The following is a 23,477-nucleotide window of genomic DNA, read 5'->3' as shown; positions in this document are numbered from 1 at the left end:
GCATACCGTTCCAGCCACTTGTCGATGGTTGGACGACTGACGCCATACCGCCGGCTTAATTGGCTTTTGGTGTAGCTGCCGCTGAGCCAATCGCTAATTAACTTCACTCGTTGATCCATTGGGGACTCTTGTTTCCAGGGCATGGTCAGCACCTCCTGACCATGATTGATACCTGTAAACCATGTCCCCGGTCTCAAACGTAAAGGATGTACCCGGTCTTTACCCACCCTAACCCTCTCCCAGTGGGAGAGGGGACTGACCGAGGTGCTTGTGCGATTTACGCCGACCTGAAAGTTTTGAGTCGAACTAAAATTTTAAGCGCAGCACAAATCGGCTCCCTCTCCCTTGGGAGGGGACTGGCCGAGGTGTTCGTGCGATTTACGCCGACCTGAAAGTTTTGAGCCGAACTAAAATTTTGAGCGCAGCACAAATCGGCTCCCTCTCCCTCGGGAGAGGGCTGGGGTGAGGGGCTACAATTCCAGCCACGCCAAATCAATGCAAGCGAACAAAAAAAGGCCTGCTTCCTTTAAGGAAACAGGCCTTTCAATTATTTGCTTACTAACTCAGCAGAACCGATCAATCACCCGAACTTCATTCTTGTTCTGCATCGAATCCCACGCCTGTTTCAGCGTTTGCAGAACATTCCCGATGAAGTCCTTGTCGGCCGCGGCTTTCTTGCCAACATAACCGTGGCCGCGGCGGTACATCTTCAGGCGGGCCAGCAGGTTCTGATGGTTGCGGTCGAACTCGTCTTCGTCAGCATGGGTCGCCAGGCAGTCGATATGCACCTGCCCCGACTTGCTGATCCAGAGAATATGGCTGTCATGGCTGTCTTTCTGCGCAGCGAACATACGAGCCAGTTCTTCGATAGTCGGTTGATTGTTCAGATTCATGATATTGCCCCTTGACCAGTCTGGTGATCTTTCAAAGTTGATTCGCTAATACAGGTAGCCCATCGGTTAGTTGATCCCTGGCACCGAAACCAGGACGTCAGCGCTCGCCCGTGGAAAGTACGGGGTCGTGCATCTGTTGCATGTAGTCGTGTTGAATAACTGCTACGCAATAGCGTCACAACGAGGAGAAGCAGCGAAAACCGGGAGGCTCCTTGACGACATTTACCGTGTCGACCACAAGCGTCTTGAGAATTTTCGCCAGCGCTTCTCGTCCTTGTACTGGACGTTCAGGCCAGGTCAGCTTCTTCAATCTGCCTTGTGGGCAGCGTGTATCCGGAAAAAACAACTCGGCGGTCAGACGAGTTTGCTCAAGCGTGTTACTGGTGTTCCCGATCGGGGAACGTCTTCATCATGCAAAAGCAAAACGACGCCGTCAACGGTTTTGTAGTGATTATTTTTGCTCACTACATATTGTCAGACAAAGCTGTTTTGGAATGAGAAAGAATCCGTTCAGGCAACGGAAAAGGGTGCGCGCAAGACGTAGAAGGTGCACGGATAACCGTCCACTTCACGCTGCTGCACGGTGAACTCGCCGCCGCTCAATGCTGGGATCAGCCTGGCCCAGAAGCGCTGGGCCGGCAGGTTGGCGTCGATATGGAAAATCTGCCATTGACCGGGGATGCGGCTCAAGAGGGCAGAGACGACAAACTGCGCGACGCCTTGGCCACGAAAGCGTCGCGCAATGAAGAAGTAGCCGATGTTGTGTTCGGCCCCGGCGATGTGGATTTCGTTATCGACGGTCACGAAACCGGCGAGTTCGCCGTCGACGCGAATCAGGAACGGTTGGGTGGCCGGGTGACGCCAATAGCCGATTTTCGGCTGGATCGAGAAAAAGCCGTGCTCGGCGAGCTTCAGTGGCAGCCACTCGCTGAAGTCGTACATGTAGAACTGCATGAGGTTTTCGATGATGTCCAGCTCATCGCGCTGGGCGGGGTGCAGTTCGATATTGGCCATGCGCAGGGTTCCTCAAAGTGCTGAGCCTTGCAGAAACACTAGCGGGTTTTATTTGCCTGACGGTTTCGCTGTGCGTTTTGTCGTACCCGTGGTTTTGCTGCGGGTCGATTTGCGTTTTTTCTTCCACGGGGCCGCCGCTTTACCGGCTGGTGGCGGGCCGCTGATGGTCAGGCTGAGACTGGAACAGCGCGTCACCTGTTTGCTCATCCACGCCGCCTGTTTGGTGACGAACTCTTCCAGACTCATTTCGCCACTTTGCACCATGTCCAGCGCCTGCTCCCAGATGGCCGTGGTGCCGGGGTCGGCAATTGCGCGGGGCACCGCGTCGATCAGGCTGAACGCCGCCGGGGTAGCGGCGAGGGCTTTGCCGTTTTTCACCAGATAGCCACGGTCAAGCAAGCCCTGAATGATCGAGGCGCGGGTCGCTTCTGTGCCGATCCCGGTGGTGTCCTTGAGCTTCTGTTTGAGCAGCGGATCTTCCACCAGTTTGGCAACGTTTTTCATCGCCTTGATCAGATCGCCTTCGGTGTAGGGTTTGGGTGGTTGCGTCCACAGATCCTTGAACTTGACGTCAGCCACCGCGCACTCAACCCCTTGCGTAAGTGCCGGCAAGGTTTGCGGTACCGGTGCCTCGCGGCCCTTGGCCGGTGCCAGCGCCTCGGGCAGTGCGCGTTTCCAGCCCGGTTCGATGATCTGCTTGCCGACCGCACGCAACGCTTCACCGGCGCAATCGAAATCGGCCTGGGTGCGATCGTATTCGTGATTGGGCAGAAACTGCGCCAGATAACGTGCGCGGATCAACGTGTAGACCGCGCGGTGCTTGCCACTCAGGCGTTCAAGGTTTTTCGCCGCAGCGGTGGGGATGATGCCGTGGTGCGCACTGACCTTGGCGTCGTTCCATGCCCGGGAGCGGCGCTGGGGTTCGAGAAAGCCTTGCAACGCCTCAAGACCCGGATCGGCCTGACGCAGCGCGGCGAGAATCCCCGGCGCCTCGCTGTGCTGGCTCAGCGGCAAATAACCGCAATCACTGCGCGGATAGGTGATGACTTTGTAGGTTTCGTAGAGCGCCTGGGCGATGTCGAGGGTTTCCTGCGCGCCGAGGCCGAGTTTCTTCGAGCAGACTTCCTGCAAGGTGCCGAGATCGAAGGGCAGGGGTGCCACTTCACGCATGCGCTCGGTTTTCAGCTTCACTACCCGTGCACTGGCAGCGCTGCTGATCGCTCCCGCCGCTTGTTGGGCCAGCGCCTGATTCAGGCAGCGATCCTGATCGTCACAGGCATCCGGCGGCGCGCGCCACTGTGCGGTAAACGGGATGCCGTTGTGCAGCAGATCGACATCGACTGCCCAGAACGGCACCGGCACGAAATCGGCGATGCTGCGGTCGCGATCCACCACCAGGCGCAAGGTCGGCGTCTGCACCCGTCCTACCGGCAACACGCCTTGATAACCCGATTGCCGCCCCAGCAGCGTGAACAGCCGGCTCATGTTCATGCCGATCAACCAGTCCGCCCGCGAGCGGCCCAGCGCCGAGTGATACAGGCTGAAGGTTTCGGCCCCTGGCTTCAGTGCCGCCAAGGCTTTGCGGATAGAAGCTTCGTCCAGCGCCGACAGCCACAAACGCCGGATCGGCCCGCGATAGCGACAGTGCTCGACCAGTTCCCGGGCGATCATCTCGCCCTCACGGTCGGCGTCGGTGGCGATGATCAGCTCGCTGGCCTCGCCGAGCAGGCGTTTGACCGCTTTGTACTGGCTGGCGGTGCGCGGCTTGACGGTCATTTTCCACTTGTCCGGAATGATCGGCAGATCAGCCAGGACCCAGCGCTTGTAGCGGGCGTCGTAGGCATCCGGCGGGGCGGTTTCGAGCAAGTGGCCGATGCACCAGGTCACCGTGACGTCTGTTCCCAGCCAGCAGCCGTCGCCCCGACGCCTGGCGCCGAGCACGGCCGCAATGTCTTTGGCCTGAGAAGGTTTTTCACAGAGGTACAACCGCATAACCACCCACGTCGATCAAGGTCCGCACAGGTGCACAGAATGGCCGGACTTGGCGTCAGCGGCAACTTTTATCTGTATGGATATACAGATAAAAAGCATTGCAGCACATGACGGGTAATACAGGGACGCAGCCCGGGCTATCGAGAAATTGATTAGCGCCCGGTTTGCGCCTGTGTCAGGTTTTTCGCCGATGCAAACACGCGAGTGACAGGACGATCTCGCCAGAAGATCGCCGTGGTCTGTCGACACTGACTACTCAGAAACAAGGAAGTCCATCATGGCTCAAGCCAAATCCAAAACCACCAGCGCCTTCGACCAGGTCGATGCTTTCAGCCACTTGTATGACCGTGGCGTCGGGCTGGTCAACGGCAAACCCTCATTCACTGCCAATCAGGCCGCTGATGAAATCTTGCGCAAAGGCCTGTCGTGGGGCGACAAGAATGCTGATGGCAAGATCGACCTCAGCTACAGCTTTCTGACCGACAAACCGGCGAATTACAACGTCAAGCTGGGCAACTTCAGTGAGTTCAGCGCCCAGCAAAAAGCCCAGGCTGTGCTGGCCATGCAATCCTGGGCCGATGTCGCCAACGTCACCTTTAGCGAAGGCAAGGGCGGCGATGGCCACATGACGTTTGGCAACTACGACGTCAGCACCGGTGGTGCGGCTTTCGCTTACCTGCCCAGCGGCGGTGGCTATGACGGCCAGTCGTGGTACCTGATCAACGATCAATATCAGGTCAACAAGACCCCGGACACCAACAACTACGGGCGCCAGACCCTGACCCACGAGATCGGCCACACCCTCGGCCTGTCGCATCCGGGCGCCTACAACGCCGGCAACGGCAACCCGACCTACAATGACGCCAAGTACGCTGAAGACACCCGTGGCTACAGCCTGATGAGCTACTGGAGCGAAGCCAACACCGATCAGAACTTCAGCAAGGACGGCAGCGGCGCGTACGCTTCGGCGCCATTGCTGGACGATATCGTTGCGGTGCAAAAACTCTACGGCGCCAACTACGCGACCCGCGCCGATGACACCACCTACGGTTTCAATTCCAATGCCGAGCGCGATTTCTACAGCGCCACTTCGGCGTCCTCCAAAGTGGTGTTCTCGGTGTGGGACGGCGGCGGCAACGATACGCTGGACTTCTCCGGCTTCAGTCAGAATCAGAAGATCAACCTCAATGAAGGTTCGTTCTCCGATGTTGGTGGTTTGGTCGGCAACGTTTCCGTTGCTTACGGTGTGACCGTAGAAAATGCCATCGGCGGTTCAGGCAATGATCTGCTGATCGGCAACGCCGCTGCCAACGAGCTGGTCGGCGGTGCCGGTAATGACATCGTTTACGGTGGTGGCGGCGGTGACACCTTGTGGGGTGGTGCAGGTGCGGATACTTTCGTGTTCGGCGCGGCCAGCGATTCGACCATGACGGCACCGGACTGGATCATGGATTTCACCAGCGGCCTGGACAAGATCGACTTGTCGGGGATTGCAGGTTTCGCCACGGGCGCGGCGTCGCTGAACTTCGTCAGCGGCTTCACCGGGCATGCGGGTGATGCGATCCTGACTTACTTCGCGCAGACCAATCAGACCAGCCTGATGGTTGACCTGACGGGGCAGGGTTCGGTGGACTTTGCTGTGGGTGTGGTGGGGCAAGCGGTGGCGACTGATATTGTTGCGTGATGCCTGAAGAGCGGCCCTCACCCTAACCCTCTCCCAGTGGGAGAGGGAACCGAATGGGGGATATTGGCGAAATTCACCGACTTGAACGATTGGCTTTGAATCCATAATCGACTCGATTTTTCAGGTCGATGGATTTCGCCAGACAACTCGGTCAGTTCCCTCTCCCTCCGGGCGGTCCGACGTTTCGGGAGGGCTAGGGTGAGGGGCTTTTGATGGTGAAGGGCCGTTCGGCTGTAAACCCACCCCAACCATAACCAATGGGCTATACCTGAACCGGTCTCTTCGCCGTATTCAGGAGAACCCCATGAAAAGCTCCGGCCCTAGTCCCGTCATTGCCCTCGAACAACTTCCCGGCTGCCTGATAGTGAAATTCCACGGCATCCAGGTCGCTGCGTCCTCCCACGTACTGATCCTCAACGAAGCCAACTACCCACCGGTCTATTACATCCCCCGCGAAGACATCGACGAAAAGTACTTCGCCCGCACCGACCACACCAGTTATTGCCCGTACAAGGGCGACGCCAACTACTTCAGCCTGCAAGTGCCGGGGCATGAGGGGGCGAACGCGGTGTGGACTTATGAGAAACCGAAAATCTCGGTCGGGCCGATCAAGGACTACGTGGCGTTTTATCCGGATCAGGTGAAGTTCGAGGTGATCAAGGCTGATGCCTGAGCAAAAAAACGGCGAGGGTCAAAGCCCTCGCCAATTGAGTTATCTGGTTGAGTTTCAGTTCTTGTCGAGATCGATATTCTTCGTCTCACGCAAACAGATCATCCCCACCACCAGGCTTACCCCGGTAATCAACACCGGATACCACAGCCCATAAAAGATGTCCCCGGTGTACACCACCAAGGCAAACGACACCGTCGGCAGGAACCCGCCGAACCAGCCGTTGCCGATGTGGTACGGCAGCGACATCGAGGTGTAGCGAATGCGCGTCGGGAACAGTTCGACCATCAGCGCCGCGAGCGGGCCATAGCACATCGCCGAGATGATGATCAGCGCCACGATCAGGGCGACGATCATCGGTTTGTTGATCTGCTGCAAATCGGCTTGTTGCGGGTAGCCCGCCAGGGTGATCGCGCCGCGCAGGGCGGCCTCGTCGAAGCCATCGAGTTTGACGTCGCCAACGCTCACCTGCACGGTGCTGCCGGCTGGGGCGGCGGCGCTGGAGTAGGGCAGGCCTTGTTTGACCAGGAAGGTTTTGACCTTGTCGCACGGGCTGTCGAATTTGGCTTTGCCCACCGGATCGAACTGGAAGGTGCAGGTCGCCGGATCCGCCAGCACGGTGATCGGTGCCTGACGGCTGGCCTGATCGATCGCCGGGTTGGCGTAGTGCGCGAGGGATTTGAAGATCGGGAAGTACAGCGCCGTGGCCAGCAGCAAGCCGAGCATCAGCACCGGTTTGCGCCCGACCTTGTCCGACAGCCAGCCGAAAAAGATGAAGAACGGCGCGCCGATCACCACGCTGATGATCAGCAAGGTATTGGCCACCGCCGGGTCCATTTTCAGGAACTGGGTGAGGAAGAACAGCACATAGAACTGCGCCGCGTAGAAGGTCACCGCTTGCCCGGCGTTGATGCTGAACAGGGCGATCAGCACAACTTTGAGGTTTTCCCATTTGCCGAAGGATTCGCGGATTGGCGCTTTCGAGGTTTTGCCTTCCTCTTTCATTTTCAGGTACGCCGGCGACTCGTGCAGGCTCAGGCGGATCCAGGTGGAAATGCCCAGCAGCACGATCGACAGCAGGAACGGAATCCGCCAGCCCCAGACTTCAAACTGATCGCCGGTGAAGTAGCGGCAACCGAGCACCACCAGCAGCGACAGCAACAAGCCGAGGGTCGCGGTGGACTGAATCCAGCTGGTATGGAAACCGCGCTTTCCGATCGGCGCGTGTTCGGCAACGTAGGTGGCCGCGCCGCCGTATTCACCGCCGAGCGCTAGGCCCTGAAGCATGCGCAGCACCACCAGAATGATCGGCGCGGCGATGCCGATGCTGGCGTAGGTCGGCAGCAGGCCGACGCAGAAGGTCGCGACGCCCATCAGAATGATCGTCGCGAGAAAGGTGTATTTGCGCCCGATCATGTCCCCCAACCGACCGAACACCAGCGCCCCGAACGGCCGCACGATAAACCCTGCAGCGAAAGCCATCAGCGCAAAGATAAACGCGGTGGTGTCGTTGACCCCGGCGAAAAACTGCTTGCTGATCACCGCCGCGAGGGCGCCGTAGAGGAAGAAGTCATACCACTCGAACACCGTCCCCAGTGAGGAAGCGAAGATGACTTTGCGTGTATCCGGGCTGGTCTCCGCGCTGCGCACGGCGTCCAGCGGCTGAACGTGTTCTGACATATCGGTATCCCTCACAGTGATTGTTTTTGTTGTTCCACTGGTGTTGCGTGTCCGGGTGATGCCTTGAATTAGACGCGGTCCCCTGTAGGAGTGAGCCTGCTCGCGATAGCGGTGTATCAGCCAACGCAGATGTTGAATGTTATTCCGTCATCGCGAGCAGGCTCACTCCTACAGGGGTTGTGCTTACAGCTTGAGAATTGCGGATCAGTTGAGCAGCCTTTTCCGCAATCATCAGCGTAGGCGAACACGTATTGCCCGAGGTAATGCGCGGCATGATTGACGCATCGGCGATGCGCAAACCGGGCACGCCGTGGACGCGCAGCTGTGCGTCGACCACTGCATCACCGTCATTGCCCATGCGGCAGGTGCCGACCGGGTGGAAAATCGTCGTGCCGATCTTCGCCGCCGCTTGCTGCAATTCTTCTTCACTTTGCAGGTTGGCCCCGGGCAGATACTCGACCGGTTTGAACGCTTGCAGGGCCGGGGCACTGACGATGCGACGGGTCAGGCGAATCGCATCCGCCGCGACGCGCAGATCTTCTGGATGACTGAGATAGTTGGGCTGAATCAGCGGCGCTTCCTGCGGATCCGCCGAACGAATTTCGATGCGTCCACGACTCTGTGGACGCAGATCGCACACCGAAGCGGTAAACGCCGGAAAGCTGTGCAACGGCTCGCCAAAACGCTCCAGGGACAGCGGTTGCACGTGATATTCCAGATTCGCTGAGGTCTGCTCCGGCCCCGAACGCGCAAACGCGCCCAACTGACTCGGCGCCATCGACAGCGGCCCGCTACGGTCATACAGATAACGCAGGCCCATGCCCATCTTGCCCCAGACGCTGCCGGCGATCTGGTTCAGCGTGCGTGCGTTTTCCAGTTGGTAGATCAGGCGCAGTTGCAGGTGATCCTGCAGGTTGCCGCCGACGCCCGGCAGCTCATGAATCACGCCGATGCCCAAGCGTTCGAGCAGCGGCCGCGGACCGATTCCGGAACGCTGCAGAATGCTCGGCGAACCGACCGCGCCGGCGCACAGGACGATCTCCTTGCGCGCCTTGAACTGTTTGCTCTGGCCTTCATGACGCGCACTGACTTTTGTTGCGCGACCGTCCTCCAGCAACACGCGATCCACCTCAACCCCGGTCAGCACTGTCAGATTCGTCCGGTCGCGCACCGGTTTCAAAAACGCCTTCGACGCGTTCCAGCGCACCCCGGATTTCTGATTGACCTGAAAGTAGCCGCAACCCTCGTTGTCGCCTTGATTGAAGTCGTCGATGCTGGCGATGCCGCTTTGCTCGGCGGCACTGCGAAAGGCATCCAGAATCGGCCACGACAGACGCTGCTGCTCGACCCGCCATTCACCCGTGGCACCGTGGAATTCAGCCGCGCCAGCGAAGTGGTTTTCGCTCTGTTTGAACAGCGGCAGCACATCATTCCAGGCCCAGCCCGGATTGCCCTCGGCCGCCCAGCCATCGTAGTCGTTGGCCTGGCCGCGCATGTAGATCATGCCGTTGATGGACGAGCAACCGCCCAGCACTTTGCCGCGCGGATAGCTCAGCGCGCGGCCGTTGAGGCCCGGTTGTTGTTCAGTCTTGAAGCACCAGTCGGTGCGCGGGTTACCGATGCAGAACAGGTAACCGACAGGAATGTGAATCCACGCATAGTTGTCGCGCCCGCCGGCTTCGAGCAACAGCACGCGCTGCTGCGGATCCGCCGACAGTCGATTGGCCAGCAAACACCCGGCAGGGCCGGCGCCGACCACGATGTAGTCGTATTCATCAAGGGAAGTCTGCATTCCCTGACCTCGCTTTTTGTTTTTATTGTCGGACACTCTAGTTGTTAGCTTTCGTTAAAAGAATGTTAGTTTTTGCGCAGCCGCTGTGCGTTTTTAAACAGCCTGCATTGACCATAGCCGACAAGGACACGCCATGTTCGACTGGAACGACCTGCGGTTTTTTCTCGAACTGCAACGCAGCGGCCGCCTGCTCACCGCCGCCCGCCGCCTCAACACCACCCACGCCACCGTTGCCCGCCACATCGAAGCCATCGAAAAAAGCCTCGGCACCGCGCTCTTCGTCCAGCACGCCCAAGGCTACGAAATGACCCCGGCAGGGGAGGCGCTGCTTAAACACGCTGAGGCGATGGAAAACGTGGCGTTGCTGGCGCAGGAAGAGATCACCCAATCCACCGCGCCGCTGGGCAAAATTCGTGTCGGTGTCACCGAAGGGCTGGGCATCAAGTTTCTCGCCAGCCGCATGATCGGTTTGTTCGAGCGCTATCCGGGATTGGAAGTGGAACTGGTCGCGGTGCCGCGCTTTGTCAGCATCCTCAATCGTGAAGCGGAAATCAGCATTCACCTGGAGCGCCCGGCGGCGGACATGCTGGTCACGCGCAAGCTCACGGACTATCGACTCGCGTTGTACGCCAGCCAGAGCTATCTCGATAAGGCGCCGCCACTGCACAGCCGCGAAGACCTCGGGCGGCATGCGTGGATCGGGTACGTCGATGATTTGCTGTTCAGCCAGGAACTGATGTTTCTCAACAGCTTCTGCCGCAGTCCGCGCGTGGTGTTCCATAGCACCAGCGTCATCGCCCAGCAGGAAGCGGCGCGGTCGGGATTGGGCATTGCGGTGTTGCCTTGCTACATGGCCGAGTCGGATCCCGAGCTGGTGCCGTTGCTGTCGGATGAAAGCATCGAGCGTAGTTACTGGATCAGCACGCGGCGCGAGTTGCACAAATCGGTGCGGCTGCGGGTGGTCTGGGATTATGTGGTGGGGTTATGTGAAGCGGAGCAGGGGTTATTGCGCGGATAGTCCTGCCAACCGTAGATCCCCTGTAGGAGTGAGCCTGCTCGCGATAGCGGTGTATCAGCCAACGCAAATGTTGAATGTTATTGCGTCATCGCGAGCAGGCTCACTCCTACAGGGGAGTGGCAAATTTGAGATTGATTTATATATATGGATATCCGTATATTCGAGTTTCCATATGTACAGAGCCCATCCCATGATCACCCCCACCGAAGTCTTCAAGAGCCTCGCTGACGAAACCCGCGTCCGCGCCATGCTGCTCATTTCCGATCAAGGTGAACTCTGCGTCTGCGAGCTGATGTGCGCACTCGGCGACAGCCAACCGAAAATCAGCCGCCATCTCGCGCAACTGCGCAGCAATGGTTTGCTGCTTGATCGCCGTCAGGGGCAATGGGTCTATTACCGCCTCAACCCTGATCTTCCTGCGTGGGTACGCGAAATCCTGCAAGTGACGTCCAAAGCCAACGCCGATTGGCTCAAGGACAACGCCGCCCGCCTGCAGAACATGGACGGGCGTCCGGTGCGCGAAACCGCCTGCTGCTGAGAAAGAAAAAACCATGCGAATTCTGTTTATGTGCACGGCCAACAGCTGCCGCAGCATCCTCTCTGAAGCCATGTTCAATCATCTGGCGCGCCCCGGATTCGAGGCCGTGAGTTCCGGAAGTTTCCCCAAGGGCCACGTGTTGCCACGCAGCCTGTCGACGCTGCAACAGGCCGGCATTGCCATCGATGGCTTGTACAGCAAAGGCAATGACGCGTTCGAAGACAATCCGCCAGACATTGTCATCACCGTCTGTGACAAGGCCGCCGGTGAGAGCTGCCCGGTGTACTTCGGCCCCGCACTCAAAGCCCATTGGGGTCTGGCAGATCCCTCGGATGTGATCGGCGACGATGCCGCCGTGGACGCGGCGTTTGCTGCCACGCTGGCGATCATCGAACGGCGCTGCGCAACCTTTCTCGGCCTGCCATTTAAAGCACTCAGCCGCGCTGATCTCCAGCGTGAGCTGGATCGTATCGGCTCTCTCTGAGCTGGAGGACACATGTCAGAACAACTGCCCAATCTTGATCATTCGCTGTTCGAAGGAACGTCCCCTTTGGGCGAACACAAACCGCGCATCCTGCTGCTCTACGGCTCGACCCGCGAACGCTCCTTCAGCCGTTTGCTGGTAGAGGAGGCCGCGCGCCTGCTCGAACACTTCGGCGCCGAAACGCGGATCTTCAACCCGTCCGGTCTGCCGCTGCCCGATGACGCTCCGGTCGACCATCCGAAGGTGCAGGAACTGCGCGAGCTGGTGCTGTGGTCGGAGGGCCAGGTTTGGTGTTCGCCAGAACGGCACGGCGCGATGTCCGCCGTGTTCAAGGCGCAGATCGACTGGATCCCGCTGGAACTCGGCGCTATGCGCCCGACCCAGGGCAAGACCCTGGCGGTGATGCAGGTCTGCGGCGGTTCGCAGTCGTTCAACGTGGTCAACCAGTTGCGCGTATTGGGTCGCTGGATGCGCATGTTCACCATCCCCAACCAATCCTCGGTGCCGAAGGCCTACATGGAATTCGACGACGCCGGGCGGATGAAGGCGTCGCCGTTCTACGACCGTGTGGTGGACGTGATGGAAGAACTGGTGAAGTTCACCGTGCTGCTGCGCGATCAACAGACGCATCTGGTCGACCGCTATTCCGAGCGCAAGGAAAGCGCCGAGCAATTGATGGCGCGGGTCAATCAGCGCTCGATTTAAGGCCGTCCCGCAACGAGGGTCGGCTGCGTTCACGTGCGGCATTGGCGATGCGCAATCCTGCATTGATTGATCGTTATCAACCTTGTGTCGGTCAGTTCGGCGCAGCCTTGGAAAGGTGCTGAACTCACTGCAAACACCTGCACAGGAGTCTTGATCATGGCCATGATGAAAGCGGCGATATTCGTCGAAAAGAATCGCATCGTGCTGGATGACAAACCGATCCCCGAGGTTGGCCCGCTGGACGCGCTGGTGCGCATCACCACCACGACAATCTGCGGCACCGACGTGCATATCCTGCGCGGCGAGTATCCGGTGGCCAAAGGTTTGACCGTCGGTCACGAACCGGTGGGCGTGATCGAGAAACTCGGCTCACAGGTGCGCGGATTTTTCGAAGGCCAACGGGTGATTGCCGGCGCCATCACCCCCAGCGGCCAAAGCTACGCCTGCCTGTGTGGCTGCGGCTCCCAGGACGGGCCGGACACCCGCCACGGTTTTCGCGCCACCGGCGGCTGGAAATTCGGCAACATCATCGATGGCTGCCAGGCGGAGTACGTCTTGGTGCCCGATGCCTTGGCCAACCTGTGCCCGATCCCCGACGAACTCAGCGACGAACAAGTGCTGATGTGCCCGGACATCATGTCCACCGGGTTCTCCGGCGCCGAACGCGGCGAAGTCAGTATCGGCGACAGCGTTGCGGTGTTCGCGCTGGGGCCGATCGGCCTGTGTGCGGTGGCCGGGGCGCGGCTCAAGGGCGCGAGCGTGATCATTGGCGTCGACGCGGTGGCCGAGCGCATGAGCGTCGCGCGGCAGTTGGGTGCGACCCATGTGGTCAACTTCGAGGACGGTGACGTCATCGAGCAAATCATGGCGTTGACCGACGGGCGCGGCGTGGATGTGTCCATCGAAGCCTTGGGCACCCAAGGCACGTTCGAGTCTGCCTTACGGGTGTTACGTCCGGGCGGACGCTTATCGAGCCTCGGGGTTTACGCGTCAGACTTGCGCATTCCCTACGATGCTTTCGCGGCGGGGCTGGGCGATTACAGCATCGTCAGCACCCTGTGCCCCGGCGGCAAGGAACGCATGCGCCGGCTGATGGCGGTGGTGCAAAGCGGTGGTGTCGATCTGTCGCCGCTGGTGACCCACCACTTCAAACTGGACGATATCGAAGCCGCGTATGAACTGTTCGCGCATCAGCGCGATGGGGTGATGAAGGTGGCGATCACGCCTTGATCGGCAATGCGCCCCGCACTGTTTACAGGTGCAGGGCGCAGGAATGCGTTACAGACTCAGGCGATGAATGACCTGGTGGGCATCATCCGGATCGCTGTGGGTTTCAAAGCCCAGTGAACGGGCGAGGTCGCGCATGGCCGTGTTGCTGGCCGAATCCACCGAATACAGATGTTTGAAACCGTTGAGCCGGGCGGCTTTGATCAGGTGCTCCATCAGCAGCGTGGCCAGGCCCAGATGCATCCACTCATCGGCGACCGTGACGGCGCATTCACAGTCCTGTTCGCCCGTGGCGGCGTAGCGGCTGATACCGATCTCGATCAATTCACCGTTTTCGTGAGCCAGCGCGATGAAGGCCGCGCGTTGCTTGCAGTCGACGTCCATCAACTGATCGAGCAACGCGGTGCCGGGCTCACTGATCTGCGCGAGAAAACGCAGGTGTCGGGATTCGGGCGACAAGCGTTTGATGAACGCGTATTCGCGTTCGCGATCCTTGGCTGCCAGTGCGCGGATCAAGACGTGGCGACCATCCTTGAGCGACTCGATCCAGTATTCACCGGGGTGCGCGGCATAGGCCGGCGCCGCGCGGTCATTGTGGTCTTTGACAGTGAGCATGAGCTGAGCCTCCATCGGGGCTGAACGAGCAACGCGCAGGGGAGTGCGCTAACTCTGTTCTACGCCGATGTTTGCCCCGGGAACTGATCTGGATCAGATTACGACGTGCGGCCACTGTTTTTACCGGGTGATGGCGCTCCTGGCGTCGCAATCAGACTCAAATCTGCGGCGGCTCGCGGGTGCTGCGTTGCGCAGCCGAGCGCGGTTGCCCGTCGGGGATCGATAACGTTGCGCGCAGGCCACCTTCGGCACGATTGACCAGAGTGATTCGCCCGCTCAATCGCGTGGCGATGGTGTTGACGATGGTCAGCCCCAGCCCCGCGCCTTGGGCATTGCCGCGACTGTAGAAACGTTCGAACAAGCGCGCCCGGTCCGCTTCATCAATGCCCGGCCCCTGGTCTTCAACGCTCAAGTGATAAAACCCATCGGCCTGGCTGAGCAGTACGGTGATCACGCCGTGTTCGGGGGAGAAGTTCGCAGCGTTGGTGATCAGGTTGTTCAGGGCAATGTCGATCGTGCCGGGGCTGGCCATGATGTTGAACGGCTGGGCGCTGTCTTCAAAGGCCAGCTCCAGGTGTTTGCTCAGCAACCATGGCGTCAGTTGCACCAGGCTGTTGCGCACGGTTTCGCTGAGGTCGATGGGTTGCAGCGGCGGCGGGTTGGGTTTCGGTTCCAGGCGCGCCATGGTCAGCAACTGGTTGACCAGGCGACTGGTGCGGTCGACCCCAGCGATCAGAAACGCCAGCGATTCGCGGCGCTCCTGTTCGGTGCCAGCCTCCTGCAGGTTCTGCGCATGCACCCGCAGCACTGCCAGCGGCGTGCGCATTTCGTGGGCGGCATCGGCGATAAAGCGCCGTTCGCGGCCAAGCACTTCCTGGATCTGCGCGAGCATGCGGTTCAGCGCCGCCTGCATCGGTTCCAGCTCACTGGGCAGCGGCGCCAGTTGCAACGGTTCCAGCGAACCACTGTGACGGGCGCGCAGAGTTTCGGCCATGTTCGCCAAGGGCTTGAGGCCCCAGCCGATGGCCAGCCAGACCATCGCCGCGAGCAGCAAGCTGCCGACCACATTCGGCCACAGGGTGTGGCGGACGATGCGGTCGACCAGGTCGGCGCGCACATCGTCGCGCTCACCGACCCAGATGCGCAGGTTGTTTTGCGGGTCTTCGAGGAGAAAGGCGCGCCAGTGACGATTGTTCAGGTCCACTACATCGCTGAAGCCGGGCTGCGTCGGTGGTGCCTTGAAGGACGGTGCGCTGGCGGTGTGCACCAACACATCACCGGCAGGATTCCACACCTGAAAGGCGATTTTGCGTTCATAAGGATGACCGTCGCCGCGCGGCACCGCTTCGCCCAGCGCCGAGTTGAACGCCTGGTACAGTTCGGCGTGTTGTTTGCTGGCCAAGGGCATGCGCATCACGCCTTGCAGCAGGCGCGCGTTCTGCGCCAATTGCGCGTCGTAGACTTCGGCGATTTCGTGGTTGCTGTCGTGCAGGTTGAAGGTGCTGAGGACTGCGAGACCGGCCAGCAACAGGCCGATGATCAGGGTCAGCGTGCGGCGGCGGATCGAGGTCATCGACGCTCCTCCACCAGATAACCGACACCGCGGATGGTGCGGATCAGGTCGGTGGAAAACTTCTTGCGCAGGTGATGGATGTGCACTTCGAGGGTGTTGCTTTCGGCTTCTTCGTTCCAGCCGTAAAGCAGCTGCATCAGTTGATCGCGGGTCATCACCCGGCCCGGCGGTGACAGCAGTTCGTGCAGCAACTGATATTCCTTGGGCGTCAGGGCCACAGGCTGGCCCTGATAGCTGACTTGCTGGGTGCCGGGGTTGAGGCTGATGCCGGCATGTTCGATCAACGCCTGGGCGCGCCCGGCACTGCGCCGCAACAAGGCTCGCAGGCGCGCCTTGAGCTCGTCCAGGTCGAACGGTTTGATCAGGTAGTCGTCGGCCCCGGCGTCGAGCCCGGCGATGCGATCTTCGGTAGCGTCGCGCGCGGTCAGAATCAGCACCGGCAGATTCGAACCGCTGTCGCGCAGGCGGCGCAGCACTTGCAGGCCGTCCATGCGCGGCAGACCGAGATCCAACACGGCGACATCGAAGGTTTCACTGAGCAGCGCATGCAACGCGCTGCTGCCGTCCTTGAGCCAGTCGACGGTGTAACCCTCGCGGCCCAGCGCCTGATGAATGCCTTCACCCAGCGCCACGTCATCCTCAACCAGTAATAAACGCACGCGGACTCCTGTCAGTCGAGTTTCTTGTTCACGTCCACCAGAAGGGCGGCGATCTCTTTGCGGCGCCCGGCATCGGCACTTTCGCGGCCCGGGCGCGGCGCGGCTTGCTGGGCTTTGAGCAGCGCTGCTTTGGCTTCAGCGTAGCGCTTCTGACGGTAGAGGTGATCGCCCCAGAAGTACAGGCTGTCGATGCCGTTGGGGTTGAGTTGCAAGGCTTGCTTGAGCAGTTGCTCGGCCTTGTCGCTGTCGCCGAAGCCGATGGGCCAGCCGGGCACGCGGTCATACAGCGCGGCGAGGCTGGTGTAGGCCGAGCCTTGCAGGGCTTTGGGGTCGAGGGTCAGGGATTTCTCCAGGTCAGCCTTGGCGTCCTTGGCTTTGCCCAAGGCACCGAGGCCGCCCTCGGCACCGGCCCAACTGCTGGTGACGATGCCTTTCCAGATCCACGCTTCGGCCACCGCCGGGCGCTGCGTGGTGAACGCGTTGGCCTCGCTGGCCAATTGCTCGAACGCGGAGGCGCGCTGTTTTTCCGCCACTTCATATTGGATGTGCGCCCAGCTCTGCTGGATGCCCTCCAGGCGTTTCTGGTCGGCCGGTTCCAACGCCCAGACGCTTTGACTCAGGGCGGCGAGCAACAGGCATGCGGATAGTTTTTTCATGGCTTTGGCGACTCGTTGTCAGGTTTTTCACTGAGGCGGCGGATCAGCGGCAGCTGCTTGCGCAGGCCTCGATCCACCAGATGCGGCAGCAGATTGTTCAGGCGGACGAAGAAGCGTTCCGGCCAGCCCAGGTAGAGGTCGCGACGATCACCGGCAATTGCATGGATCACCGCCGAGGCCACGGTTTGTGGATCGTCGACGTTAGCCTTGAGTGCGTCGTTCAACGCTTGCGCGGCGGCGCTGTTCATCGAGGTGCGCGTGGCGCGTGGCGCGACGTACAGCACGCTGACCCGGGTGTCAGCGAGCTCCCGGCGCAGTGCCTCGGAAAATCCGCGCAAAGCAAACTTGGTCGCGCAATAACTGGCGTAACCCGGGTAGCCGATCGAGCCGTAGGTCGAACCGACGTTGACCACCATGGCGCTGTCGGCCTGCTTGAGCAGCGGCAACAGCAGTTTGGTCAGGCACATTGGTGCACTGATGTTCACCGCCAGCATCGCGTTGATGTCGCTGTCATCCAGCTGTTCGAGCATGGCGAAGTGATTGACCCCGGCGGCGTTGATCAGCAGGTTGATGCCGCCGATGGCTTCGGCGGCGACCAGCACTTTGCGCCGGTCGCTGAGGAAGGTCAGGTCAGCCGCGACCCAGCACAACGAGTCAGGGTAGCGCTTGAGCAACGGCAGCAGTGCCTCCTGATGCCGCGCCACGGCCAGCACGCGGGCGCCGGCAGCGCACAAGGTTTCGGCGATGGCCAGACCGATGCCGCCACTGGCACCGGTCAGCACCACCCGCGCATCACGCAGCTGCATGTTGAGCCTCCGCGTCACGCGGCAAGCCACGGAACATGTCGGTGTACAGGCGATAGACGACCTTCGAGGCATGGATCACAGCGGCTTGATCGGCAGGGTCTTCCAGCTGATTCATCAGGCGCCGATAGGTTTGCATGTGCTCGATGTCGAGTGAACCGTGAGAACTCAGGTAACTGAACGCCGTTTCCGGCAACGCCAGACGCTCGCGAATGCTGCCCGCCGCGTGGGTAGCCAAAGCGATGCTGGTGCCTTCGAGCACGTTGACCATGCCGAACAGACCGACCGGATTGCCCCGAGCGATCAGGTCGTAAAGGAAGCTGACCATCAGCTCGATCGACAACGACGGCTGACCGTCGCGCACCGCATCACGATCACCGCCACACGCGGCAATGTCGTTGAGCACCCAGTGCTCGTGGCCGTATTCGTCCTCGATGTACTCGGCCACCGCTTTGCGCAGCCATTCCAGACGCGTCGGCAGGCGTGCACCGCAAGCCATCATCAGCGGCACGGTGTGGCGCACGTGGTAATACGCCTGCGCCAGAAACGCGCGATAACTGTCGAGGCTGACCTTGCCTTGCAGGGCATCGACGATGATCGGCAGGTTGAACAGTTCGTGGCGTTCCTGTTGCGTGGCTTCTTGCAGGGTGTCAAAAAAACTCATGATGCGGACTCCTCGGAAACAGCGGATTCGGTCAATTGCGCGTGGTACTGCGCGACGATGGCGTCGCGGCGCGGGCGGCCATTGGCGGTGAGCAAGCCATTGGCGGCAGTGAAGGGGTGCGGCAGGCGCGTCCACTGATGCACCTGGGCGTAATCGGGCAAAGCCTCGTTGGCTTCGGCTACGGCAGCGGCCAATTCGGCATCGGTGCAGTCCGGGCGATGCGGCCAGAGCAGGGCGTGATTGCGCGGCAAGGCCTCGCCGTAAACAAACGCCTGGGCGATGTGGCGGCGCTGGGTCAGCTCGGACTCGACCCATTCCGGGTTGACGTTGCGCCCGAAACTGGTGACGAACTGGTGCTTCTTGCGGCCCTTGAGATAGAGAAAACCTTCCGGGTCGAACTCGCCCAGATCGCCGCTCGGCCACCACTCATCAGCGTACGGCGCGTCGCCCAGATAACCGAGCAACGCCGAGCCCTTGATCAGCACTTCGCCGTCCTCGGCCAGCCGCACTTCAACATGCGGCAGCGGTCGGCCGACACTGCCGGGGCGGCGCGCACCGGGGCGATTGAGGCACACCACCGAGGCGCATTCGGATAAGCCGTAACCTTCATAAACCGGCAGCCCGACCCGTTGCGCGCGGTGCAGCAGATCCTCCGAGACCCGCGCACCGCCGACAGCGGCAAAGCACAGGGTTTGCGGGTCGAAGGCTTTCTGTTCGGCGGCGCTGACCAGTAACAACAGCAACTGCGGCACCAGGATCAGACTCTCCGGCGCACGGCTGGCCAGATAACCGAGCAGACGCGGAATCTCGACGCCACTGGCGCCCTGAATGCCGAGGGTTTTCTGGCTCGGCAAACTGAGCATGGCGCCGGCATACAGCGCGGCGTAACAGCCGAGGTTCTCCAACAGGATCGCCAACGGCAACAGCGCCAGATGATGCTGCGGGCCGGTCGCTTCGCTGGCCTGATCCAGCTCCCGTGCCACCCGCAGCAGGCTGTCGGCGCTCAGGCACACACCTTTCGGCGTGCCGGTGGTGCCGGACGTGAAGGTGAGTTTCGCGGTACCGGCCGGCATGCGACTTGGGCCACTGAACGCGCGACACCAGAACTCGCCACGTTGTTCATAGCCGGCCGCGAGCAGTTCGGTGCCCAGCTCCGGCTCGGCGATTACCCGTTCGGCCTGGCTCTGTTGCAGACAATGAGCGCGTTGCGCCGCACTGAAAAACGGCGGCAGCGTCACGCAGGTCAGGCCTTCGAACAGCACGGCCAGATCCCACAGCATCGCGTCGACGCCGTTGTCCAACGCCAGCGCAATCACCTGCGCCTGCTCGTCGCGCAAACGCTCCTGGCGATACAACACCTCGGCGTACAGCGTGGCGTAATCGAGTTTCAACGTGTCGCCCCACAGAGCGGTCGCGTTGTCATTGCGCCGGGCATGGTCGCGCAGGGTTTCCTGAAAGCGTTGCAGTTCAAGCGACATGACAGGCTCCTTCAATCGAACTCGGCAAACCCAGGCGGGTGAACAGGCCGATATTGCGCAAATGGATGAACCCGGCGCGGATATTGCCGACGTGCACCCAAGGTTTACTTTCGTAATAACTGCCCCAGTGTTGACGCTCGTCACCCAACCGTTCCGGGTCAGCGGCGCACAATGTCACTGGTTTCAAACCCAGGCGATGGAAGCTGTTGACCAGGCCGATGTTGCCGGTGAACGTCACCCATTCCAGGCCGCCCATGGCCAGCAGGTAGGTGATGGCGATGATGCTCAGGCGCGCGCTGCCGGTGTCGCTGGCGGCGAGGTTGCCGACTTCGACAATGGCGCTGCGCTCGACCGCACGATCCGCCGCCGCGCTGATCAACGGCTCGATCGGCTCATCCAGATAGCGCTCAAGGAACAGTGATTCCAGATGCGCGCGACGCACCCCGGCCACGGCGCACAACTCGCCATTGCCGTTGTGCATGCCGAACAGCTCGGGCATGAAATGACGGATGTCGGCGCCATGGGCCTTGCGAAAACGGTGCTGGATAAAGGCTTCGAACGGCTCTCGCAGGGCATCGTCGGGCCGGGCACCGGTCAACGTCATCTGCGGCGTTTCGGCTTGACCGAAGCGCAGGGGCAGGGGGATGTTCCAGTCAAAATCGGGCATGGGCAGAACGCCTCCCTCAATAGGTTTGAGGCGAGTATCGGAGGCATTTCTTAACGAAGTCTGAAGGTGAAAAAAGGTTAACGTGAGGGTCTGTCTTCAGACTCTCTTAAGACTGGGCGGGCAGGGTAACGCCGTCGGTTCGCCCGGCAACCGGATCGAGACAGTCGAACGAATCGACTGTCATTCACGACAATCACGAGGCGCAGCTTATGACCCGCGACATCGCCGTAACCCGTTATGGAAAACTCTCAATTACCCTGCACTGGCTGATGCTGGCGCTGTTCGTCGGCGTCTACGCATGCGTCGAAATCAAGGGCTACATGCCCAAGGGCAGCGAAGCGCGCGGCTTGCTGATGGGCTTCCACGGCCTGTTCGGCGCGAGCATCTTCGCCCTCGTGTGGATCCGCCTGCTCGGCCGCCTCAGCCCACGCCCACCGATCACCCCAAAACCACCGGCGTGGCAGACCGGCATCTCGCACCTGATGCACCTGGCGCTGTACGGCCTGATGATCGCCACGCCGATCCTCGCCTGGCTGATGCTCGCCGCCGCCGACAAACCGTTCCCGTACTTCGGCTTCCACGTCCCGGCGCCAGTGGCCATCGATCCGGACTTTGCCAAGCAACTGAAGTACTGGCATGAACTGATTGGCAGCACCGGTTACTGGCTGATCGGGCTGCACGCGCTGGCGGGGTTGTTCCACCATTATTGGGTGCGGGATAACACGCTGGTGCGGATGCTGCCGGGCCGCACGGAATAAAGCAGATATCACTGTAGGAGTGAGCCTGCTCGCGATAGCGGTAGTCCAGTCAATGTAAGTGTTGACTGAAAAAACGCCATCGCGAGCAGGCTCACTCCTACAGGGTTTTTGTGGTGTCTGGCAGAGCGGGGCAGTTGCCGGAACCGCACTTCGCGTCCACTCTATGACCTGCCGACAAGGAGCGTCCGCCGACCCTCCGTCGTGACCACAGGGAGCTTGCAGCATGAGCGAAGACAACAAGGTAAAAGGCCCGGCGTCGTACTTCCCCTCCATCGAGAAAAAATACGGCCAGCCCATCGATCACTGGCTGAGCCTGCTTGCCGGCATCACCGACAAGAAGCACATGGAACTGGTGGCGTGGCTCAAGGGGGAACACGGCATGGGCCACGGTCATGCCAACGCCTTGGTGGCGCATCATCTGGCGGGTAAAAAGTGAGGGCAGGGCAGCGATGAATTTCTCCCACCGGCCCGTGACGGCCGACGACGTCAACACCCTGTGCAGCTTTCCCCAAGGCGAGCAAGAGCTGTTCTTCATGTTCCCGAAAGCCAACTTCCCGCTGACGGAAGAACAGATGCACAGCGCAATCAGCCAACGCTTCGACTCCACGGCTTTTCTGGCCAACGGCGAGTTCGTTGGCTTCGCCAACTTCTACCGCGCTGAGCACGATGGCATCTGCTGCATCGGCAACGTCATCGTCGCGCCCTACGCCCGTGGCCAGGGTGTGGCGCGGTACATCGTCGAGACCATGACCGCGCTGGGTTTCGAAAAATACCAGGCCAAGGAAGTGCAACTGTCTTGCTTCAATGAAAACACTGCAGGCCTGCTGCTCTACCCGAAACTTGGCTTTGTGCCGTTCTCCATTGAAGAGCGCCCGGCACCGGGTGGAGGACGATCCGCCCTCATCAGCATGACACGCCACCGACCATAGCCATCCCCCAATCCCTGTGGGAACCCCGAACCAAACACAAAACCTGCGGGAGCGAGCCTGCTCGCGAAGACGCCCGCCCAACCGCCCCAAATCCAAAGCCAGACTTAATCCCCTGTAGGAGTGAGCCTGCTCGCGATAACGCCAGCCCAGCCACCACCAATCCCACCTCAACCACAAATCCCTGTGGGAGCGAGCTTGCTCGCGAAGACGCCCACCCAGTCACCCCATCAAGCACTGACCGAAATAAACAGTAAAAACCGCCACTGTTTAAACCAAGCCTCAAGTAACCACCGAAACCCTACAACGCCTTGCGCCGTTACCTACGACTAAGCCAGAATCCGCCGGCTTGTGCGTCTGGCACTCCCTCCGTACCTTGATTCCCGTCACTGCTCATCAGTGATCGGGTCTGCAAGCCCGCCGGAAAAACCAGTCGCACAGCCAGCCAAAAGGACACTCGTTCGTGTCCGCTCAATGGCAGCTTTGTGCGGGAGACCTTCGGGTCTGCCGGGTGCCTGGTTTCCCGGTCTTGCAGACCCGCGCATAGCTGCCACCCATCATCTGCAAGTGATGCTGGTAGCTCCTAATGAAAACCAGGAGCACAACCATGATCAAACCAACACCCAACCCACCCGAAACTGACCCCACATCCCCCTACGAATCCCCCGATTCCAAGCGATTCCACGAAGCCGCTGAACGCGCCCTCGACCACTACCTCAAACCCGCCAGCCAAATCATGGCCAGCACCCAACAACCCGAACGCATGTACCTCGCCAACCCCAAGTACAACAGCGAATCCCTGCTCGCCAACGCCAGCGAAACCCTCGGCTCCGCCAGCGAAATGCTCCTCAACTTCGCCGCCATGCTCGACACCCCGCACCGCAAAACCGCTCTGGGCATCGCCCAAGTCGTGATGCTCGGCGAAATCGCCGTCAACCAAGCGCTGGATAACGTTGAAATCGCCAGCTAAACAACCCTACC

Annotated in this window: 25 protein-coding genes; 11 read left to right on the top strand and 14 right to left on the bottom strand. The window is 60.5% G+C overall.

Annotated features, from left to right (window positions below; all coding sequences use genetic code 11):
- The 4 genes from H8F23_RS11155 to H8F23_RS11140 all read right to left on the bottom strand — a co-directional run.
- The coding region (locus tag H8F23_RS11155) for a helix-turn-helix domain-containing protein (protein ID WP_194934414.1) at nt 1–143 on the bottom strand (143 nt) is incomplete at its 3' end.
- A gap of 420 nt (nt 144–563) precedes the next feature.
- Entirely contained in the window at nt 564–893 is a 330-nt protein-coding gene (locus tag H8F23_RS11150) for a hypothetical protein (protein WP_093437124.1), read from the bottom strand.
- 510 nt (nt 894–1,403) lie between these two features.
- Nucleotides 1,404–1,907, bottom strand: a complete 504-nt coding sequence (locus H8F23_RS11145) for a GNAT family N-acetyltransferase (protein ID WP_194934413.1) — start codon at nt 1,905–1,907, stop codon at nt 1,404–1,406.
- A gap of 48 nt (nt 1,908–1,955) precedes the next feature.
- Nucleotides 1,956–3,899, bottom strand: coding sequence for a DNA topoisomerase III (locus H8F23_RS11140; protein ID WP_194934412.1), 1,944 nt, complete (start codon nt 3,897–3,899; stop codon nt 1,956–1,958).
- Nucleotides 3,900–4,176: 277 nt separating this feature from the next.
- Here H8F23_RS11140 and H8F23_RS11135 point away from each other — a divergent pair, with 277 nt between their 5' ends.
- Nucleotides 4,177–5,583, top strand: a complete 1,407-nt coding sequence (locus H8F23_RS11135; protein ID WP_194934411.1) for a serralysin family metalloprotease — start codon at nt 4,177–4,179, stop codon at nt 5,581–5,583.
- Between the two features lie 304 nt (nt 5,584–5,887).
- Nucleotides 5,888–6,256, top strand: coding sequence for a DUF427 domain-containing protein (locus tag H8F23_RS11130; protein WP_116255400.1), 369 nt, complete (start codon nt 5,888–5,890; stop codon nt 6,254–6,256).
- A gap of 54 nt (nt 6,257–6,310) precedes the next feature.
- Here H8F23_RS11130 and H8F23_RS11125 read toward each other — a convergent pair whose 3' ends face one another.
- Nucleotides 6,311–7,933: an MFS transporter gene (locus tag H8F23_RS11125; RefSeq protein WP_194934410.1), complete on the bottom strand. Its 1,623-nt coding sequence runs from the start codon at nt 7,931–7,933 to the stop codon at nt 6,311–6,313.
- A 139-nt stretch (nt 7,934–8,072) separates the two neighbouring features.
- On the bottom strand, nt 8,073–9,725 hold the full coding sequence (locus H8F23_RS11120) for a GMC family oxidoreductase (protein WP_194934409.1): 1,653 nt from the start codon (nt 9,723–9,725) through the stop codon (nt 8,073–8,075).
- Between the two features lie 133 nt (nt 9,726–9,858).
- Between H8F23_RS11120 and H8F23_RS11115 the strand changes: the two genes are divergently transcribed.
- The 5 genes from H8F23_RS11115 (at nt 9,859) to H8F23_RS11095 (ending at nt 13,700) form a co-directional block, all read left to right on the top strand.
- The gene (locus H8F23_RS11115; protein WP_194934408.1) at nt 9,859–10,743 is read left to right on the top strand and encodes a LysR family transcriptional regulator; all 885 of its coding nucleotides are present in this window, start codon (nt 9,859–9,861) and stop codon (nt 10,741–10,743) included.
- A gap of 190 nt (nt 10,744–10,933) precedes the next feature.
- Nucleotides 10,934–11,281: a metalloregulator ArsR/SmtB family transcription factor gene (locus H8F23_RS11110; protein WP_194934407.1), complete on the top strand. Its 348-nt coding sequence runs from the start codon at nt 10,934–10,936 to the stop codon at nt 11,279–11,281.
- A 13-nt stretch (nt 11,282–11,294) separates the two neighbouring features.
- Complete coding sequence (locus H8F23_RS11105) at nt 11,295–11,765, top strand: arsenate reductase ArsC (protein WP_194934406.1); 471 nt, start codon at nt 11,295–11,297, stop codon at nt 11,763–11,765.
- Nucleotides 11,766–11,777: 12 nt separating this feature from the next.
- Nucleotides 11,778–12,470, top strand: a complete 693-nt coding sequence (gene arsH / locus H8F23_RS11100) for an arsenical resistance protein ArsH (RefSeq protein ID WP_194934405.1) — start codon at nt 11,778–11,780, stop codon at nt 12,468–12,470.
- A gap of 156 nt (nt 12,471–12,626) precedes the next feature.
- Nucleotides 12,627–13,700 (top strand): NAD(P)-dependent alcohol dehydrogenase, encoded by a 1,074-nt coding sequence (locus tag H8F23_RS11095; RefSeq protein WP_194934404.1) that lies wholly within the window; start codon nt 12,627–12,629, stop codon nt 13,698–13,700.
- A gap of 48 nt (nt 13,701–13,748) precedes the next feature.
- Here H8F23_RS11095 and H8F23_RS11090 read toward each other — a convergent pair whose 3' ends face one another.
- From H8F23_RS11090 to H8F23_RS11055, 8 genes are all read right to left on the bottom strand, one after another.
- Complete coding sequence (locus H8F23_RS11090) at nt 13,749–14,312, bottom strand: GNAT family N-acetyltransferase (RefSeq protein WP_194934403.1); 564 nt, start codon at nt 14,310–14,312, stop codon at nt 13,749–13,751.
- A gap of 157 nt (nt 14,313–14,469) precedes the next feature.
- Nucleotides 14,470–15,885, bottom strand: coding sequence for an ATP-binding protein (locus tag H8F23_RS11085; protein ID WP_194934402.1), 1,416 nt, complete (start codon nt 15,883–15,885; stop codon nt 14,470–14,472).
- Entirely contained in the window at nt 15,882–16,544 is a 663-nt protein-coding gene (locus H8F23_RS11080; protein ID WP_007910671.1) for a response regulator, read from the bottom strand. The genes H8F23_RS11085 and H8F23_RS11080 overlap by 4 nt, the downstream gene beginning before the upstream one ends.
- Nucleotides 16,545–16,555: 11 nt before the next feature.
- A complete protein-coding gene (locus H8F23_RS11075; RefSeq protein WP_194934401.1) occupies nt 16,556–17,200 on the bottom strand; it encodes a tetratricopeptide repeat protein in 645 nt (214 codons plus the stop codon).
- A complete protein-coding gene (locus H8F23_RS11070) occupies nt 17,197–18,006 on the bottom strand; it encodes an SDR family oxidoreductase (protein WP_123448905.1) in 810 nt (269 codons plus the stop codon). The genes H8F23_RS11075 and H8F23_RS11070 overlap by 4 nt, the downstream gene beginning before the upstream one ends.
- A complete protein-coding gene (locus tag H8F23_RS11065; RefSeq protein WP_095047431.1) occupies nt 17,993–18,667 on the bottom strand; it encodes a TenA family transcriptional regulator in 675 nt (224 codons plus the stop codon). Before H8F23_RS11065 ends, H8F23_RS11070 begins: the two co-directional genes overlap by 14 nt.
- Nucleotides 18,664–20,145 carry an AMP-binding protein gene (locus H8F23_RS11060; protein ID WP_194934400.1) on the bottom strand — a complete coding sequence of 494 codons (1,482 nt, stop codon included), beginning with the start codon at nt 20,143–20,145 and terminating at the stop codon, nt 18,664–18,666. The genes H8F23_RS11065 and H8F23_RS11060 overlap by 4 nt, the downstream gene beginning before the upstream one ends.
- A complete protein-coding gene (locus H8F23_RS11055) occupies nt 20,135–20,812 on the bottom strand; it encodes a thermostable hemolysin (RefSeq protein ID WP_194934399.1) in 678 nt (225 codons plus the stop codon). The genes H8F23_RS11060 and H8F23_RS11055 overlap by 11 nt, the downstream gene beginning before the upstream one ends.
- A 209-nt stretch (nt 20,813–21,021) precedes the next feature.
- Between H8F23_RS11055 and H8F23_RS11050 the strand changes: the two genes are divergently transcribed.
- The 4 genes from H8F23_RS11050 (at nt 21,022) to H8F23_RS11035 (ending at nt 23,466) form a co-directional block, all read left to right on the top strand.
- Complete coding sequence (locus tag H8F23_RS11050) at nt 21,022–21,570, top strand: cytochrome b (protein ID WP_194934398.1); 549 nt, start codon at nt 21,022–21,024, stop codon at nt 21,568–21,570.
- Between the two features lie 223 nt (nt 21,571–21,793).
- Entirely contained in the window at nt 21,794–22,006 is a 213-nt protein-coding gene (locus tag H8F23_RS11045; RefSeq protein ID WP_194934397.1) for a DUF4287 domain-containing protein, read from the top strand.
- Nucleotides 22,007–22,019: 13 nt separating this feature from the next.
- A complete protein-coding gene (locus H8F23_RS11040; RefSeq protein WP_194934396.1) occupies nt 22,020–22,499 on the top strand; it encodes a GNAT family N-acetyltransferase in 480 nt (159 codons plus the stop codon).
- A gap of 604 nt (nt 22,500–23,103) precedes the next feature.
- Nucleotides 23,104–23,466, top strand: coding sequence for a DUF6124 family protein (locus H8F23_RS11035; protein WP_016982978.1), 363 nt, complete (start codon nt 23,104–23,106; stop codon nt 23,464–23,466).
- Nucleotides 23,467–23,477: the final 11 nt, after the last annotated feature.

It is taken from the genome of Pseudomonas neuropathica (genome assembly GCF_015461835.1).
In the GTDB taxonomy this organism is placed as follows: domain Bacteria; phylum Pseudomonadota; class Gammaproteobacteria; order Pseudomonadales; family Pseudomonadaceae; genus Aquipseudomonas; species Aquipseudomonas neuropathica.
This window is presented reverse-complemented; position numbering and strand designations above follow the sequence as displayed.